At 31.9% G+C, this 17,146-nt stretch carries 14 protein-coding genes; 7 read left to right on the top strand and 7 right to left on the bottom strand.

The window, feature by feature from the left end; all coding sequences use genetic code 11:
• Positions 1–110: 110 nt before the first annotated feature.
• On the top strand, positions 111–3,329 hold the full coding sequence (locus OQ292_RS19275) for a CHAT domain-containing protein (RefSeq protein ID WP_284683779.1): 3,219 nt from the start codon (positions 111–113) through the stop codon (positions 3,327–3,329).
• 37 nt (positions 3,330–3,366) lie between these two features.
• Here the strand turns inward: OQ292_RS19275 and rfaD are convergent, their stop codons facing one another.
• Positions 3,367–4,335: an ADP-glyceromanno-heptose 6-epimerase gene (gene rfaD, locus OQ292_RS19270; protein ID WP_284683778.1), complete on the bottom strand. Its 969-nt coding sequence runs from the start codon at positions 4,333–4,335 to the stop codon at positions 3,367–3,369.
• 144 nt (positions 4,336–4,479) lie between these two features.
• Positions 4,480–6,102, bottom strand: coding sequence for a phosphoenolpyruvate carboxykinase (ATP) (gene pckA / locus OQ292_RS19265; protein ID WP_284683777.1), 1,623 nt, complete (start codon positions 6,100–6,102; stop codon positions 4,480–4,482).
• A gap of 292 nt (positions 6,103–6,394) precedes the next feature.
• Here pckA and OQ292_RS19260 point away from each other — a divergent pair, with 292 nt between their 5' ends.
• The 4 genes from OQ292_RS19260 (at position 6,395) to OQ292_RS19245 (ending at position 11,564) form a co-directional block, all read left to right on the top strand.
• Positions 6,395–7,840 (top strand): arginine deiminase family protein, encoded by a 1,446-nt coding sequence (locus OQ292_RS19260; RefSeq protein WP_284683776.1) that lies wholly within the window; start codon positions 6,395–6,397, stop codon positions 7,838–7,840.
• A gap of 126 nt (positions 7,841–7,966) precedes the next feature.
• Complete coding sequence (ruvB, locus tag OQ292_RS19255; protein ID WP_284683775.1) at positions 7,967–8,995, top strand: Holliday junction branch migration DNA helicase RuvB; 1,029 nt, start codon at positions 7,967–7,969, stop codon at positions 8,993–8,995.
• Positions 8,996–9,148: 153 nt separating this feature from the next.
• Positions 9,149–10,336 carry a phosphoglycerate kinase gene (locus OQ292_RS19250; RefSeq protein WP_284683774.1) on the top strand — a complete coding sequence of 396 codons (1,188 nt, stop codon included), beginning with the start codon at positions 9,149–9,151 and terminating at the stop codon, positions 10,334–10,336.
• 154 nt (positions 10,337–10,490) lie between these two features.
• The gene (locus OQ292_RS19245; RefSeq protein ID WP_284683773.1) at positions 10,491–11,564 is read left to right on the top strand and encodes a tetratricopeptide repeat protein; all 1,074 of its coding nucleotides are present in this window, start codon (positions 10,491–10,493) and stop codon (positions 11,562–11,564) included.
• Positions 11,565–11,640: 76 nt separating this feature from the next.
• Here OQ292_RS19245 and OQ292_RS19240 read toward each other — a convergent pair whose 3' ends face one another.
• The gene (locus tag OQ292_RS19240) at positions 11,641–12,258 is read right to left on the bottom strand and encodes a PH domain-containing protein (protein ID WP_284683772.1); all 618 of its coding nucleotides are present in this window, start codon (positions 12,256–12,258) and stop codon (positions 11,641–11,643) included.
• A gap of 6 nt (positions 12,259–12,264) precedes the next feature.
• The gene (murI, locus tag OQ292_RS19235) at positions 12,265–13,062 is read right to left on the bottom strand and encodes a glutamate racemase (protein ID WP_284683771.1); all 798 of its coding nucleotides are present in this window, start codon (positions 13,060–13,062) and stop codon (positions 12,265–12,267) included.
• Positions 13,063–13,106: 44 nt separating this feature from the next.
• On the opposite strand from murI, the gene OQ292_RS19230 reads away from it, so the two are divergent.
• Entirely contained in the window at positions 13,107–13,508 is a 402-nt protein-coding gene (locus OQ292_RS19230) for a DUF2721 domain-containing protein (RefSeq protein ID WP_284683770.1), read from the top strand.
• 96 nt (positions 13,509–13,604) lie between these two features.
• The gene (locus OQ292_RS19225; protein WP_284683769.1) at positions 13,605–14,429 is read left to right on the top strand and encodes a universal stress protein; all 825 of its coding nucleotides are present in this window, start codon (positions 13,605–13,607) and stop codon (positions 14,427–14,429) included.
• 280 nt (positions 14,430–14,709) lie between these two features.
• Here OQ292_RS19225 and OQ292_RS19220 read toward each other — a convergent pair whose 3' ends face one another.
• The 3 genes from OQ292_RS19220 to bcp all read right to left on the bottom strand — a co-directional run bounded on the left by OQ292_RS19220 (position 14,710) and on the right by bcp (position 17,115).
• Positions 14,710–15,963 carry a dipeptidase gene (locus OQ292_RS19220; protein ID WP_284683768.1) on the bottom strand — a complete coding sequence of 418 codons (1,254 nt, stop codon included), beginning with the start codon at positions 15,961–15,963 and terminating at the stop codon, positions 14,710–14,712.
• A gap of 136 nt (positions 15,964–16,099) precedes the next feature.
• The gene (locus OQ292_RS19215; protein ID WP_284683767.1) at positions 16,100–16,600 is read right to left on the bottom strand and encodes a hypothetical protein; all 501 of its coding nucleotides are present in this window, start codon (positions 16,598–16,600) and stop codon (positions 16,100–16,102) included.
• Positions 16,601–16,665: 65 nt separating this feature from the next.
• Positions 16,666–17,115: a thioredoxin-dependent thiol peroxidase gene (gene bcp / locus OQ292_RS19210; protein WP_284683766.1), complete on the bottom strand. Its 450-nt coding sequence runs from the start codon at positions 17,113–17,115 to the stop codon at positions 16,666–16,668.
• Positions 17,116–17,146: the final 31 nt, after the last annotated feature.

Genomic DNA, 17,146 nt, shown 5'->3' with positions numbered 1-17,146 from the left:
TACTCATTATCTATATGTTAATTCAAAACCTAACTAACGTAAAGCTGCAAATACTACCAAGATATATTTAACAAAGCATAAAGCAGTATAGAATTAACACATTACTTTTTATGGATAAATTCCTGAAACTATTTTTTTTAATTGTTACAGTAGCAATATTATCTTTTTTATTTTATGCCAATGGCGTTAAAAAGGAAAGAATTAAACTACCAGTAAGAGAAGAATTCAATTTTGTAAATGCCTCGCTTGTGAGTGTTGATTCTGATTTATACAGAGTTGATAATTACGAAAGTGATCAATTTAGAGAGGGAGATAAATTTAAAGCTAATAAGAAATTAAATATTGCAATAGAAGAATATCTTAAAGTAAGAACATATTTTAAGCAGCATAATAACAAAGTAGGAGAGGCAACTGCTTTACTTAAAATTTCTGATATTTATAAGATAGAGTGGCAATTTAAAGATGCCATTCCATATTTAGATTCTGCACTTCAAATTCCCTTAGAAGAAGATAACCTTTCTCTTTCAATAAAATCCCGCTTACTTTATAATATTGGTGAATGCTACAGTTATCTAGATAATGCAGAAGAAGCATTAAAATATCATTCGCAAGCGCTAGAAATTAAGCAAAAGATTTATCCAGAAAAGCATTTTGAGATTGCAACAAGTTTGTTAGCCATAGGAAATGCACATCGCTGGATACGGTATGACTATTACAATGCCACCAAATATTTTTATTTATCTGCAGAGATTTTAGAAAGTCATGGAAAAAAGGTTGATAATACAATTCTTTTTAGATGTTACTACAGCTTAGCAGTAACTTTTAGGTTAAAGAGTGATTACGAACAAGCCTTGATTTATGGTAAAAAAGCGGCTAAAATTTGCTGCCTTTTCCCTAGAACCGATATGGAATATTTTATGGAAAGGGCATACAATGTAATTGCCAATGCTTACTATAATCAGAATACTCCCGACTCAGCTATATTTTATTACAATCAGGCTATACAGCTTAATAAGAAAAATCAGCCTAAAGCCAATAGTAGCCTAGCAAGGTATTACCATAATCTAGGGGAGTTGCATAGGAATGCAGATAATTATAAGCTAGCAGAGAAATATGTTTCTCTAGCAATGAATTTTTATTATTCTAATAATGATTCTCTAGAATATGCACAGCTGTTAAGTAAGAAAGGTCTATTAGAATTTAAAAGAGGGAGAACAAAAGTAGGTTTAGCACACATTAAACAAAGCCCATATTTTATCCCCAATAATAAAAAACAAACAAACGAAGCTAGCATAGTTCATTTCAATAGCTCACTCTTTTATTATTTTGTAGATGATCTAGATAAATCATTAAATGAAATTCAGGAATCTCTAATTGCTAGCTCAGAAAGTTTTAGTGACAAAGATTATACAGCAAATCCATTGCTAAGTCAACTACATCTAAATAAGCTTTTGGTAGAACGTATTATTCAAAAAGCTAAAGTTTTATTGAAGTTATATGACAATACAAATCAAAAACAATATTTGTATTCAGCATTAAACACTATACAGTTAGCAGATTCTTCGGTTACTTATCTCAATAAAGAAAAGATATATGAAAATTCTGTATTGAATAATTCAGATGCAGACCAAGTAGCTTTAATCGGAACTAAAATTCTTTCTAAACTTTCAGTAGACGAATTAAATGAACACCAAGATCAGCTTGTAGCATTTTTTGATAAAAATAAACACTTTCTCTTACAGCCAACTAGTGGGAATGAGCTCTTTAGTGATAGTTTATTAGACCAACAACAAGCTATTAAATATGAGTTAAATTATCAGAATAATAGGCTGCAAAAGGAGAAGCAGAAAGAATTACCAGATTCGGATTTAGTAAGTTTGTTAGACGAAAAGATATTTGAACTTGAAAAGCAAAAACGAACTATAGAAATTCAATTGAACAATAGAGAAGAAGCTATCGATAAAGGAATTTCGACTGCAAGTATGAAAGCCTTACAAAACTTTTGTACTGATAATAACTTGCAAATATTAGAATATCTATGGTCTGAAGACACTCTATATACGCTTAGTGTCTCTAAAGACAACTTCAAATTAAATAAAGTAGAATTAACCGAATATTTACTCAAAAACCTGAGTATTTATAAAAAAATAATCAAGAATCCATCTCCAGAAAGTCAAAGTAAAGAGGCACTAACGCTGTATGAAAATAGTGCTTATGAGATATTTACTCAGTTAGTTAATCCATTTTTATTTGAAGGAAATAAAGTTTTAGTAATTCCAGATGGATCATTATCTTCCATTCCATTTGAGAGTTTAGTAGGGAAAAAGGTTAACAAAGGTCCCGATGACTATAAAAGCCTGCATTATTTAATAAATGGATATAATATAAACTATGCCTTTTCTGCTACTTGGTTGTTAAATCAACAACTAGATCAAGATATATCTACACCAGCAGCACTTGCTTTTGGTTATAGCGATAATGAGGAAATCAAAAATATTCAGAATGGAAATTTATCGAGGTTTAGAAATGCCGAATTATCTAATTTGCCTGGAACAGTAGAAGAAATAAAGTCTATTGCACAGATTACTCAGGGTAAATATTATATGGGTAAGTCTGCAACCGAACAAAAATTTAAAGAGGAAGCTGGACTTTTTGATATTATCCATTTAGGCTTACATGGTATTTCAGATGAAAATAATAAGCTCAATACCTATATTGTCTTTAGACAGAGTGATGTAGATGCTTCGAACGAAACTGTATTTGATGCTTCTTACGATACCAATTTTAAAAATTCAAATACTCGATCTGCAAAAAATAGGAACTCACAAGATACATCTTTAAGTAATAATGAAACCGAAGATGGATATCTGTATCCTTGGGAATTGTACAGATTAAAACTTAAAAATAGGCTAACTGTGTTGAGTGCTTGTGAAACTGGCTTGGGTAAAATGTATAGTGGGGATGGAATTTATAGTATGGGTAGGGGATTTGCCATTGCTGGTTCAGAGTCAATTATTTTAAGTTTATGGAAGGTGAATGACTATACAGGTTCTCAAATAATCTCATCATTTTATAATTACTTGGGAGAAGGCAATGACATCGATTTTTCATTAAGAAAAGCTAAACTTCAATATTTATCTAAGGCTGATGAAATTAGTGCGCATCCAGCTTATTGGGCAACTTATGTTTCTATTGGCAATACGCAACCTTTATTTAAAAAGAAATTTAGCACTTTAAATACAGTTTTAATATTCGTCTTTTTTGTTGGTTTAATCATTTTGGTGACTAAATATTTTAAAGTCATAAAAAAAGCACAACATCCTGCTTAATAGGAGTTGTGCTTCTAGTATTTTATTCAGAACTATTTTAGTAGATTTTAAAATCTTTCATCAAATATTCTTGTACATAATCTTTAATTCCTTCTTCGAGTGAGTGGAAACCTTTATCGTATCCGATATCTAATAGTTTTTGCATATTAGCTTCGGTAAAATATTGGTATTTATCGCGAATGTCTTCAGGAGTATCGATAAAGCTAATGTTTTCTTCTTTGTCCATTGCAGAGAATGTATTCTTTACAAGATCTAAGAATGTTCTTGCTTTACCTGTACCTAAGTTATAGATGCCAGAGTCTTTTCTATGATGCATTAAGAATATTAATACTTCTAATAAATCTTTTACATAAATAAAGTCTCTTTGCTGTTCGCCATCTTTAAAGTCGGGATTGTGCGATCTAAAAAGCTTCATTGCATCGGTAGCATTTATCTGCTTATAGGCATGGAAAATTACCGAAGCCATTCTCGCTTTATGGTATTCGTTAGGACCATAAACATTAAAGAATTTTAAGCCAGTCCAAAAGAAAGGTTTCTTTTCTTGCTTTAGCGCCCAAATGTCAAACTCATTTTTAGAATCTCCATATGGGTTTAAAGGTTTGAGTTTTGGTATTACTTCTTCATTGTCATCATAACCTAACTCACCTAAACCATAAGTAGCAGCAGAAGATGCATATACCAAAGGAATCTGATAATCGCAGCAAGCTTTCCAGATTTTTTGTGAGTAGGATACATTTAGCTTATCAAAAATGCTTTTGTCGAACTCAGTAGTATCTGTTCTTGCACCAATATGGAATATAAACTCTACGGTTTCTTTGTTTTTGTCTAGCCATTCAAAAAAGGATTCTCTTTCTACAAATTCCTGTATTTTTTTTCCTTTTAAGTTAGCTTCTTTAGCGGGGTTGCTAAAGTCATCTACAACTATAATATTATTAAAATTATCCTGATTTAATCTGCTTACAAGGCAGCTTCCTATAAATCCGGCTGCACCGGTTACTACAATCATAGTCTAATTTTTTTCTGTTTTCACTAGTAACAATATCTCTGGCAATACTACAACAAAAAAACAGGATAAAAAATCCTGTTTTTTCAAGTTCGATTAATATGGAAAACAGTATTAACTATTTAGAAAAATTGCTAGTTGAATATATTAAATGGCAACTTTGGCTTTCGGTCCACCTGCTTGAACTTCTGCAGTTAAACCTGTTTTAAATTTTTGGAAGTTGTTTCTAAATGCTTCTGCCAGTTTGTTTGCATGTAAATCATAAGCAGTTGCACCTTCTGGTAATTTTTCCCACATTTTTCTAGGGTTCAATAATTCTGTAGGAACATCAGTGCAGCTCATCGGCATATGCAATCCAAATATTGGATGCTCAGTGTATTTTACATCGTCTAGTTCTCCTTTTAATGCAGCAGAGATCATCGCACGAGTATATTTTAAGCTTATTCTTGAACCTTTGCCGTAAGCACCGCCAATCCAACCAGTGTTTACCAACCAAACATTTACATTCTCTTTTACCATTTTCTCACCCAACATTTCTGCATATTTAATAGGATGTAAAGGCATAAATGGTGCACCAAAGCAAGCAGAAAAAACAGTTTGTGGCTCTGTAATTCCTTCTTCGGTTCCTGCAACTTTAGCTGTATAGCCAGATATAAAGTGATACATTGCTTGCTCTTTACTTAGCTTAGAAATTGGAGGTAACACACCGTAGGCATCACAAGTAAGGAAGAATATATTTTTAGGCTTTCTACCAACAGATGGCTCAGAAGCATTGTCAATATGATTGATAGGGTAAGAGACTCGTGTATTTTCTGTGACTACACTATTCTGATAATCAACCTTATTAGTTTTTGGGAAGAATCTAGTGTTTTCCAATAAAGCTCCAAACTTGATGGCTTTCCAGATTTGAGGTTCTTTTTCTTCTGAAAGATCAATCACTTTTGCATAGCAACCACCTTCAAAGTTAAATACTCCTTTGTCTGTCCAGCCATGTTCATCGTCGCCTATTAAGCTTCTTTCTGGATCGGCAGAAAGGGTAGTTTTGCCAGTACCAGACAACCCAAAGAAAATAGCTGTATCGTTTTTCTTGCCTCTATTTGCGCTACAATGCATTGAAAGTACTCCTTTATCTTGCGGTAAAATGTAGTTTAATACACTAAAAATACCTTTTTTAATTTCCCCAGTATAAGCAGAACCACCAATTAGAATGGTTTTATCAGAAAAGTTGATGATAGAAAAGTTTTCTGCTTTGGTGCCGTCAACTGCTGGGTTAGCTTTAAATTCAGGAGCTGCAATTACAGTAAATTCTGGTTTAAAGTTTAATAATTCTTCAGCCGTTGACCTGATGAACATATTATAGCAGAATAAATTTTGCCAAGGAGCAGTATTGATAATTCTTACATTTAATGCATATCTAGGGTCAGCACCAGCCATTGCATCTCTTACATAGAGCTCTCTACCAGATAAGAAAGTAGTCATTTTGTTTTTTAATCTGTAGTAATTTTCTTGACTAAATTCTTGATTGATATTTCCCCACCAAACAGTATTTTTTGTAATCTCATCTTTTACAATATATCTGTCTTTAGGAGATCTACCTGTAAACTTACCGGTATCTACCATAAGCGCACCATTATCAGACAAAACACCTTGATTTTTCTGAATTGTGTCACAAATCAATTTTGCAGGTGGCATATTGTAAAATATAGATGGATACTCTATACCTGATACATGAAGTTCATTGGCGATTCTGTTGATTTTTGACTGACCCATATTTGAAAAATTTCTAATGAAGAATTAAACAAAAATTTATTGAAGAAACTCTAGCCATTTTGAATAGGAAAAAAACTTAAATGATAAGCTCTTCATAGATGAATATAGATCAAATATAGAGGAAATAATTTATTTAGCGAAAATTCGCTAAATAAATTATTTCGCTGATTTGTAATTATTGACAAAACACAGGAGTATTGATGATATTCAGTTATTTTCTAGAATAAGAAAATTGGCTTTGCTAGTAAATTTCTAAATTTGCTTTTCAAATTGATTAATTATAAAAGCACATATGACTTCTCAAAACGAAATACATGTCAATTCAGAAATAGGAAGATTAAGAAGGTTGATCATTCACAGTCCAGATGCTGGGTTAGGGAAGGTGATTCCCAGTAAAGCTCAAGATTGGCTGTTTGAAGATATTATCCATCTAGAAGCTATGCGTTCAAAAGAATATGATTTGTACGTAAAGTTACTGTTGTATTTTCTTGACCCTGGAAAGGTAAAAGGTAAGTTACAGAAAATAGATAACCCAAATAATAATAGAAATTTTTATAAGCCTGGAAAGCCAGAGTATTTCAATTCAGACAAAGTTTTAGATCCACAATCTTTACTTACAGAAATACTTAAAGATAAAACTGTAAAAGATAAACTGGTTGCTGCTATTTGTGCTTTTGAAGATGTATCATACACTTTGCAAAAGATACTTTACGACCTTGATCCAACAGAACTTGCGAATACTCTTATATCGGGTATCTTACCAGATGATAGAATGATTTTTCCTCCGGTACCCAATTTTATTTTTACCAGAGATATCGCTGTAATTGTAAATAAACATATTCTTTTAACTAAGCCAGCAACTAGAGCACGCTCTAGAGAAAGAATACTCATCGCTTACATTATGTATAACCACGATGTGTTTAAAGATTACAGAGATAACATTATAGAAATTACCAATACAGAGGAGCACTTTTTATACGATGATGACGAAAAGGCTTCTAAAACTGTAAGTCTAGAAGGTGGCGATATAATGACAATTGCCCCAAATCATTTATTAATAGGTCTTAGCGAAAGAACATCTCTGCATGCTGTAAGTCGTGTAATTCAAGCCTTGTTTGCAAAAGATGTTGTAGAAAAAGTGTCTGTGATAAAAATACCTAATAAAAGAGCATTTATGCATATAGATACTACTTTTACACAGGTAAAAAAGAATCTTTGGGTAATACATGCACCATTTTCTAAAAAGCATATTTACTATGCAACTAGAGATTTAATACCTGCCTTAGGTGAACCAAAAGAACTCTTTACTGTAGATATTACCCAATTCCATAAAGATCATGTAGATCAGCCAGTAAAATTTGAGTTTTTAGAAGATTTGCTAGACAACATCAGTACTAAAGATTTAAAAAGTAAACAAGAAACCGAATTTATCTATTCTGGCGATGGTGTTTTTCCTTTTGGCCATAGAGAACAATGGACAGATTCCTGCAATGTATTGGCTTTAAAAGAAGGGGTTGTTATAGCTTATGACAGAAACAATAAAACTGCAGAAGGTTTTAGAAAAAAAGGTTTTGATGTAATCGATGCAGAAGAGCTAATTAAAAAATTGGATAGGGAAGAGGTAAAGCCTGAAAAACTAGAAAACACATTAATCCTATTACCTTCTGCCGAATTGTCTAGAGCTCGTGGAGGTTCACATTGTTTAAGTATGCCATTATTAAGAGAAAGCATTTTTTAATTAAACACAATGCCTTTTTGTTTTAATTTTAAACAAAATCCTATATTTTTAATATTACATTCTTATTATATAAACATTTATATGTTAAGTAGGAATTTTATTGGTAAATAATTAAATGTTAAATAGATGCGAGAAGATTATCTTCGTGGAGATGATGAGAATTTTTCTGATGAGGAAAAAGACCTTGAGAAATCATTAAGGCCTCTATCCTTTGGTGATTTTACCGGACAAGATAAGATCGTAGAGAATTTAAAGATTTTTGTTCAGGCAGCATTAAAAAGGTCTGAATCTCTCGATCATGTTTTGCTACATGGCCCTCCGGGGTTGGGGAAAACTACGCTTTCTCACATCATTGCCAATGAGCTAAATGCAAGTATTAAAATAACTTCGGGACCAGTATTAGAGAAACCGGGCGATCTTGCAGGTTTGCTTACTAACCTAGAAGACAATGATGTTTTATTTATAGATGAAATACACAGGTTAAATCCAGTAATTGAAGAATACTTGTATTCTGCAATGGAAGATTACCGAATTGATATTGTATTGGACTCTGGACCAAATGCGCGAACTATACAGATTACGCTTAATCCATTTACTCTAATTGGTGCTACTACTCGATCTGGTTTGTTAACCTCACCATTGCGCGCTCGTTTTGGTATTAATGCAAGATTAGAATATTACGATGCAAAATTGCTTGCTACCATTGTTAATCGTTCTGCGGCAATTCTAGATTCTCCAATAGAAAAAGATGCTGCATTTGAAATTGCTCGTAGAAGTCGTGGTACTCCCCGTATTGCCAATAATTTATTGAGAAGAACAAGAGATTTTGCTCAAATAAAAGGTGATGGTACTATTACTTTAGCTATAGCAAAATATGCTTTGGATGCCTTAAATGTAGACCACAATGGTTTAGACGAAATGGATAATCGTATTCTTAAGACTATTATTGAGAAGTTTAAAGGTGGTCCTGTTGGTATTTCTACCATTGCCACAGCTTGTGGCGAAGAAGGAGAAACCATAGAAGAAGTTTATGAGCCTTTCTTAATTAAAGAAGGATACATTAAAAGAACTTCTAGAGGTAGAGAAGCAACTGTACTTGCCTATCAGCATCTCAATATTATTCCACCAAACCAAATGCGTACTTTATTCGATTAATTATAATTTATACAGTGAATTATTATCAAATTTGAAAATAATTTCACTGTATATTCATGTATAATCTTTCCATAATCGGCCTTAATAAGTACCTTTAGGCATTCAATTGCAATAAGCAATTTTTACTGATTTTCAACGAAAAACACATTTTTTATGAAAACCATTGATGATTTCAATTTTAAAGGTAGAAAGGTTTTAATAAGAGTTGATTTTAATGTTCCCCTCAATGAGAAATTTGAAATCACAGATCAAACGAGAATCAAAGCGGCAGTTCCTACTATTAAAAAAATATTAAATGATGGCGGCGCTGTGATTATGATGTCACACTTAGGTAGACCAAAATCAGGCCCTGAAGATAAATTTTCATTAAAGCATATTGTTAAAGATCTTTCAGCAGCATTAGGTGTAGATGTTAAATTTGGAGGAGACTGCATTGGTGAAGAATCTTATAAGATCTCAGCCGAACTTGGCGAAGGTGAAGCAATGCTATTAGATAACCTTAGATTCTACAAAGAAGAAACTAAAGGAGATGTAGAGTTTTCTGAAAAATTAGCTAAACACGGAGATTTTTATGTAAATGATGCATTCGGTACAGCTCATAGAGCACATGCATCAACTGCAGTAATCGCTCAATTCTTCAAAGACAAAGCTACTGGTTATGTAATGCAAGCTGAGCTTACTAATGCAGAAAAAGTAATGGGCGATCCTATTAGACCTTTTACTGCAATTATGGGTGGAGCTAAAATTTCTGATAAAATTCTTATCATTGAGAAATTATTAGATAAAGTAGATAACCTAATTATTGGTGGTGGTATGTCTTATACTTTCACTAAAGCACAAGGTGGAAGCATCGGTACTTCATTATTAGAAGCAGATAAGCAAGAATTAGCTCTAGAACTAATCGAGAAAGCTAAAGAAAAAGGTGTTAACTTGATTTTACCTATCGACACTGTAATAGCTAAAGAATTTAGTAACGATTCTCCATCTAATGTTGTAGATAAAGATAAAATTGATGAGGATTGGATGGGTCTTGATATTGGACCAAAATCTGTTAAGTTATTCTCAGAAACTATTGCAGCATCTAAGACTGTACTTTGGAATGGTCCAATGGGTGTATTTGAATTTCCTAATTTTGCAGTTGGAACAGACCAAGTTGCAGAAGCTGTAGTAAAAGCTACTGAAAATGGAGGTTTCTCTCTAATTGGTGGTGGTGATTCTGCATCTGCAATTAACAATTTAGGTTACGGAGATAAAGTATCTTATGTATCTACTGGTGGTGGTGCATTACTAGAATATATGGAAGGAAAAACACTTCCTGGTGTAGCTGCTTTAGAAGACTAAGCATCATAAAAAATTATGATTATAAGAAGGGTTTACAGATGATGTAAGCCCTTTTTTCGTTCATCTGAAAACAATGAAAAACAGAGGATGTTGATATAATAGACAACACTTACAAATAAAACGGGCATCCTTAACCTCTAACATATTTTTTTAGATGAAACAGATTATCACAACTACGCTAGGCTTAATACTAATTTCATTAATACCTGCATTTTCTCAGCAAAATATCTATCAAAGAGCACTTTTTCACCTTTCTAACAGACAACATCTAGAAGCCAGAAATGTATTAGATTCTGCTTTAATGTTTGAAGAATATAAAAATTCTGCAGAAGCATGGTTTAGAAAAGGTGAAATCTCAATGAAACTTGCCGATGAATCACTATCTAACCTAAATAATTATTTGGCTTATTATGATGATGCCAAAGAAAGTTTTGAGCGAGTTAGAGTAATTGAGACAATAAACTCTTCTTATTACAAAAATAGCACTGAATATTTGGATCAGATATGGAAAAATTATCTAAAAAAAGCGCTCGATTACTACGATAGGGGAGAATATTCTAATGTTATTACTTTTTGTGATAAAGCAAAGCAAATTTACCCAGATGATCTTAATGCATATATCTATACCGGACAAGCTGCCGAAAAACTCAATAAAAACACATTGGTTTTAGAAAATTATTATCGCTTGGTAGATTCTGGTTATTACAGAGAAAATATCTTTTTAAAATTAATAGAATTAGAAAAGCAGAGAGAAAACCACAAAGATGTAATTAGACTATGTGCAATTTCAGAAGGTATTTTTAAAGACAAAAGCAAGAATTATTTTGCAGAAAGAATTAAGTCTCTACAAAGAACTAAAGAATATGAAACTGCTAGAAAGACAATTTTAGACAGTGAATATTACGCAGATAATAATAGTGAGATATTAATTCTTTTAGGACAGAATTATGTTTACGAAGCAGAGATAAAACAAGCATCAAATATTTTAGAAGAAATACAGCCAATTAATGATTACGAACGAATTGAATTAGCCAATTCTTTATTTGAAGTAGCCACTGCTTCAAAGTATTTGATAGACGATGATAAAGATGGTAATCAGGTAAAAAAATCTGCAAAGAAATATTTAGAAAGAGCAAAAGAATTGTACAACAACGTAAATGAGAAAAAATACAGAGAAGAAATAAATCTAAGAATTAGACTAATAGAGAAGTTGTTGGATAAAGAATAGAATTTTCTACTTAACATAACATAAATTATAACATTTTAATTAGATTAGAACGAGTATGGAAATAATATGATTTTGTCTAGTATTTTTTAAGTATTTCCACTTCGTCTTTTGATAGAAATCTAAAGTATTTGATGTGATTTTCAACAATAAATAACTCATTCATTATTCTTTCAAGCTTAGATTCACCAACAGTGATTGACGTGAGTGCAATTTTTTCATTGTTTTTGGTATTAAGAACGGCTATTGTAAAATATGCTAATGGTGACTTATTAAGACCACTTTTATATAATTCAACATTAGTAATGTCATTGTAGCTAAAAATGTGAGTTTGATTTTCTCTAGTTATTTCTATCAGTTTCTTAACTCTGTCTATAGTAACAGTCCTATTTTTTTCAATTTGATAATATTGGTAGAAATAAATGATAGCTATTGCTGCTGGAATTAAAAACAGAATACTGATTGTAACAAAACTAAAAAATGCAACTACGGTTTTTTCTTCTATAAAATGAACAAATAAAGATAAGATAAATAAAAAGCAGAAAACAACAGAATATAGCGCTAGTATAGATCTAGTATAATTTAGTTTTAAGATATATGTGTGTGTCGAGCGTGTCTTAACTTTATCTGATATGCAAAGTATAGTTAATGTGATTAACACGATCCCAAAGCCAGATAGTAAAAAAAGAATTGTCAATTGATTTTATTTAATGGTAACTTGTTGAATTTCAGTCTCTTTTATATAAGTTACTTTAGGTATAAATTCTCTGAGTTTATCAATTTTTGCTGTAGAATAAAAATGATTTAAAGCATTACTTGAATCTGTATTTAATAAACCATTTTGTGCTAAGAGGTTTTTGCATTGCTTGGCTACAGCATTCGAAGAATCGATAATTTCGATGTGATTTCCGCACAACTCCTGTATATTATTTTTTATAAATGGATAATGTGTACAACCCAAAACAATGTGATCAATATTTCTATAATCAATTACATTCAGGTATTTCACTAATAATTCTTTCATTTCAGTAGAATCAGTCTGACTAGATTCAATCAGTTCTACGAGCCCATTTCCAGCAACTGCGTTTACAGTTATGTTTTTCCCATATTGTGAAACTGTACGCAAATAATGATTCCCTTTTAAAGTATTTTCTGTGGCTAATACACCAATGGCACCTGTTTTAGTTGACAAAGCTGCGGGTTTAACTGCGGGTTCTAACCCTACAAATATGGTATTGTAATTTTCTCTCAAATAATCTATAGCAACGGCTGTGGCTGTATTACAGGCTATTACAATCAATTTACAAGACTGTTCGAGTAAATATTTAACAGCATTTTCGGTATGTTGCTGAATTTCAGATTCTGGCTTAATTCCATAAGGGCAATTTTTTTGATCTGCCAGATAAATTAAATTTTCATTGGGCAGTAAATCTCTCACCGCTTTCCAAACGGTGAGCCCCCCTACTCCAGAGTCAAAAATTCCTATGGGTAATTCAGACATTTACAAAATCAATTTTAACTTGCAGTCTCAAATATCAATAAAAAATGGATATATCTTTAACTACACCAGCACTATTATTTCCAGCGATATCATTGCTATTGTTGGCATATACTAATCGTTTTTTAGCGATAGCGTCACTTATTAGAGATTTACACGCTAAGTACAAAAAAGATAGAGATAAAATGCTCTATGGACAAATTAAAAACTTAAAACTTAGACTTATACTTATCAGAAATATGCAAGCATTGGGTATTTCTAGCTTGTTTATATGCGTATTATGTATGTTTCTTTTATACGCTGGATTGTTGCTTATCGGACAAATAGTATTTGGTATAAGTTTAGTTTTGCTTATGATATCATTGGCTTTATCTGTTTGGGAAATACAAATTTCTGTAAATGCACTAAACATTCAGTTAGGAGATTTATCAGACATAAAACCAGAGTAATTCATTTTTGAATGATTTCCATCATAATTCTGTAGTAATAATATCATTGATTATGACTGTTTAATTCGATATTTTTAAGAAAAACGAGATTGAATCATGACAAAAATATTATGCCCTGTTGACCTCAAAGGAGCATCTCTGAATGCATTAAATTATGCAGCCAGTTTTTGCCGACAAACAGCCAGTACGCTAACAATTTATCATGCAATTACAGAAGTTGTAATTACAGATAATAGAGATGATTTACTCCCAGATGAAGTTTTAGAAAAAAAATCTGAAGCAGAACAAGCGATTGATAAGATATGTAGAGAAACACGGGAGAATTTTAGCATAGCTTGCAATTACGTGCTTGAGAATGCTAATCTCGCTGATGGTATTGCCAATATTTCGAAGAAAGAAGAGTATGGTCTCATTATAATGGGAACTAAAGGTGCCAATAAGCTGAGTAAATTTGTTACCGGCAGTAATACTGTAAATGTTATCGATCAAATAAACTGCCCTATTTTAGCCGTTCCGTCTGACTATTATAATGCAGAAATTCAAAACATTGTTTATGCTACCAATTACCAAAAGGGAGATGATGAGAGCATTACGGAATTACTTGGTTTTGCAAATATGCTTGGAGCTAAGTTAACTATTTTGCATGTGAGCCAAAGTGGTAATCCGGCAAAGATAGAAGTCTTTAAAACTTACCAAGATTATGTATACGAAGAGTTCTATTATGATTTAGATGTAAAACTAGAGCAGGTTGTTTATGATGATGTTGAGCAAGGTATTTTAGATTATATGGAAAAAAATAATGGCGATATGCTGGCCATGCTTACAAAACACAGAGGATTACTAGAGCAAATAACGCATGACAGCCTTACTCGTAAAATGGCGCTATTAGCAGAGCACCCGATTTTGGTTTTTCACAAATAAGAGCAAAATTTATGTCATAAAAAAAGCCTGAATGTTAATGTTAAATCATTCAGGCTTTTTTATTTGAGTTTTTTCTTTTTGACTCAGGTAAGTTTTCCTTAACAATTGGTCTTACACTGAAATCATGAAGTCCTTTTCCTTTAATAATTAAGAAGTCGTTTGATGAGTTATTCATTATTTATGTTATTTAGATAAAATTTCTTGATGTAAGTTTTATCAAATATACGATAAAAAATGAATTGCGTTAAAGTGATTAGGCTATAATAATAGAATGTAATATTTATACAGATTCTTTCTGAAGATCAGATGCAACTTGGCTTACTTCACTCCAAACACGGAATACGTTTTTATAACAAACTTTTTCTATATCTTCTTCAGAATAACCTCTTTTTAATAATTCTAAAATTAAGTTAGGGTATTGAGAAACATCTTTTAAACCTTCTGGTAAAGAGTCTCCTACTCCATCAAAATCAGATCCTAAACCAACATGGTCGATACCAGCAAGTTTAACTACATGATCGATGTGGTCTGCCACTTTTTGAACATCTGAATATGGGTTATTTTCTGCATTTACTTGCTTAGTGTATTCTACTAAAGCAGAATCACCTCTTTCTAATCCATTTTCTTCTGCATAAGCTCTAACTTTCTCTCTATTTGCTTTACTTTTTTCTTGTAAAGCGCCATCTAAGAATGTTGAACCAAAGTTTATTTGAATAACTCCACCGTTTTTACCCAATTCTTTGATCATGTCGTCATTCATATTTCTCTCGAAATCTGGTGTAAATTCTCTGCAAGAAGAGTGAGAAGCAATTACAGGAGCTTTAGTAATTTTCATTACATCATAAAAAGTGCTATCTGAGATGTGAGAAACATCTACCATTATACCAACTTTGTTCATTTCTTGTACTACATCTTCACCAAATGGGCTTAAGCCATTCCACACATAAGTGGTATCGTAAGAAGAGTCACAAATCTGGTTGTCTTTACCATGTGTTAAAGTGATGTATCTAATTCCTCTATTATAGAAGTATTCAACATTCGAGATATCGTCCATAATAGGCGCACCATTTTCCATACCCATTGGTAAAGAAATTAAGCCTTTTTCGAAATTAGCTTTTACATCTTCTGGTGTTTTTGCAAGTGCAAATTTATCTGGATATTGAGCAGGAATGTTTTCTACAATATCTATTAAGGAATCTGCTAAAACTTTAGCAGTGCCATCTTTTTGTCTAGAAGAAGGAATGTAAATAGACATAAAAGGAGCATCTAAACCACCTTCTTTTGCTTTTACATAATCAAAATTACCATCAGTTTTTTGTGAAACATCATCCATTATTTTTTGGAACCTGAACATTTGAACTACCAATCTAAATGGTAAATCTACGTGTCCGTCGGTAATGATATACTTTTTAGCTAATGCTTGCGCATCTTCAATGGTAGGTTCTTTTGCTACTTCTGTTTCAGCTTGTTTTTGTCCGCATGAATACAAAAAAGCAGCTACAATCGGGATAAACAGTAATGATCTGATATTCATTGTTATTTCAGTTTAATAAATAGAGAAAGAGATAGATACAAAAAGCATTATCTCTACCGTGCAGATAGATATATAAATGCCATTAATCTATAATTGGTAAGTGTATATTGGAAGGTGTTTCAAATATAAGTATTTCTCAAGAAAACTCTTTTTTTAAGTGAGAAGGTTTTGAAAGGAATAATACAAAAAAGTATGTGATCCAAAATATTGCTAATCCTGCAATAATATATAATACCCAGCCTAGTACGAAATGTCCTCTAGAGTTCATATCGTAAACAATACCAATAACTACACTTAAAAATAGATTAGAAATAAATGCTAATCCTCTAACCCAGCTTTTTACAAGAAAGAATAGTTCTTTAATCGTATTTATATTAGTAAGCCATAGTTTTTTATTGGGTATAATAATTCCTTGAGTAGGAACATACTGAATAACTTTGCCAATAATGTTTAGCAGAATATTAAATAATAATAATATTCCGGTTGAGTAATAAAAATAGGCGTCTTTGCTAATTACTAAAGCATCACTTTCAACCTCACCAATGCTTACGGTTAATGGTAAATGAGCATATGTTAGTACAATTACTCCAAAACAACCCAAAAAACTAAATATCCACAGTGCTTTTACTATCTTCATAGAGTATAAATTAAAAGCTATTCTTAATACTAAACTTATTTAGAATTAAGAATAGCCAAATGAAATCAGGCTAAAATTTGATCTGTATGTTCTTTTGTTTTAACCTTTTTAATTATTTCTGAGATGTTTCCTTCTTCATCGATTACAAATGTAGTTCTGAAGGTTCCCATATATTTTCTTCCGTACATATTTTTTTCTCCCCAAGTGCCATATAAATTATGTACTTCTTTCTCAGTATCTGCAATGAGTGGAAAAGGCAGCTCGTGTTTTTCAATAAATTTTTTATGACTTTTTTCTGAGTCTGAGCTTACACCAATTACTTGATACCCCTGCTTTATAAGCGCATCGTAATTATCTCTTAAGTTGCAAGCTTGAGCTGTACAACCGGGAGTATTATCTTTTGGATAAAAGTATAAAACTACTTTTTCCCCTTTGTAATCACTTAATTTAATGGTATTACCATCTTGATCTTTTGCTTCGAATTCTGGAGCTTTTTGTCCGATTTCTAGTGCCATTGTACTATTTTTTATTGATTGTATTTGATAA

It is taken from the genome of Chondrinema litorale (genome assembly GCF_026250525.1).
GTDB lineage: Bacteria > Bacteroidota > Bacteroidia > Cytophagales > Flammeovirgaceae > Chondrinema > Chondrinema litorale.
The sequence above is the reverse complement of the archived record's forward strand: the minus strand, read 5'-3'. Positions and strand labels throughout refer to the sequence as shown.

Coding starts and splice junctions, on each gene's coding strand:
- OQ292_RS19215 (WP_284683767.1), bottom strand. CDS start 16,600: ATGAAGATAGTAAAAGCACTGTGGATATTTAGTTTTTTGGGTTGTTTT.
- OQ292_RS19220 (WP_284683768.1), bottom strand. CDS start 15,963: ATGAATATCAGATCATTACTGTTTATCCCGATTGTAGCTGCTTTTTTG.
- rfaD (WP_284683778.1), bottom strand. CDS start 4,335: ATGATTGTAGTAACCGGTGCAGCCGGATTTATAGGAAGCTGCCTTGTA.
- OQ292_RS19230 (WP_284683770.1), top strand. CDS start 13,107: ATGGATATATCTTTAACTACACCAGCACTATTATTTCCAGCGATATCA.
- OQ292_RS19260 (WP_284683776.1), top strand. CDS start 6,395: ATGACTTCTCAAAACGAAATACATGTCAATTCAGAAATAGGAAGATTA.
- bcp (WP_284683766.1), bottom strand. CDS start 17,115: ATGGCACTAGAAATCGGACAAAAAGCTCCAGAATTCGAAGCAAAAGAT.
- ruvB (WP_284683775.1), top strand. CDS start 7,967: ATGCGAGAAGATTATCTTCGTGGAGATGATGAGAATTTTTCTGATGAG.
- OQ292_RS19275 (WP_284683779.1), top strand. CDS start 111: ATGGATAAATTCCTGAAACTATTTTTTTTAATTGTTACAGTAGCAATA.
- OQ292_RS19245 (WP_284683773.1), top strand. CDS start 10,491: ATGAAACAGATTATCACAACTACGCTAGGCTTAATACTAATTTCATTA.
- murI (WP_284683771.1), bottom strand. CDS start 13,062: ATGTCTGAATTACCCATAGGAATTTTTGACTCTGGAGTAGGGGGGCTC.
- OQ292_RS19225 (WP_284683769.1), top strand. CDS start 13,605: ATGACAAAAATATTATGCCCTGTTGACCTCAAAGGAGCATCTCTGAAT.
- pckA (WP_284683777.1), bottom strand. CDS start 6,102: ATGGGTCAGTCAAAAATCAACAGAATCGCCAATGAACTTCATGTATCA.
- OQ292_RS19250 (WP_284683774.1), top strand. CDS start 9,149: ATGAAAACCATTGATGATTTCAATTTTAAAGGTAGAAAGGTTTTAATA.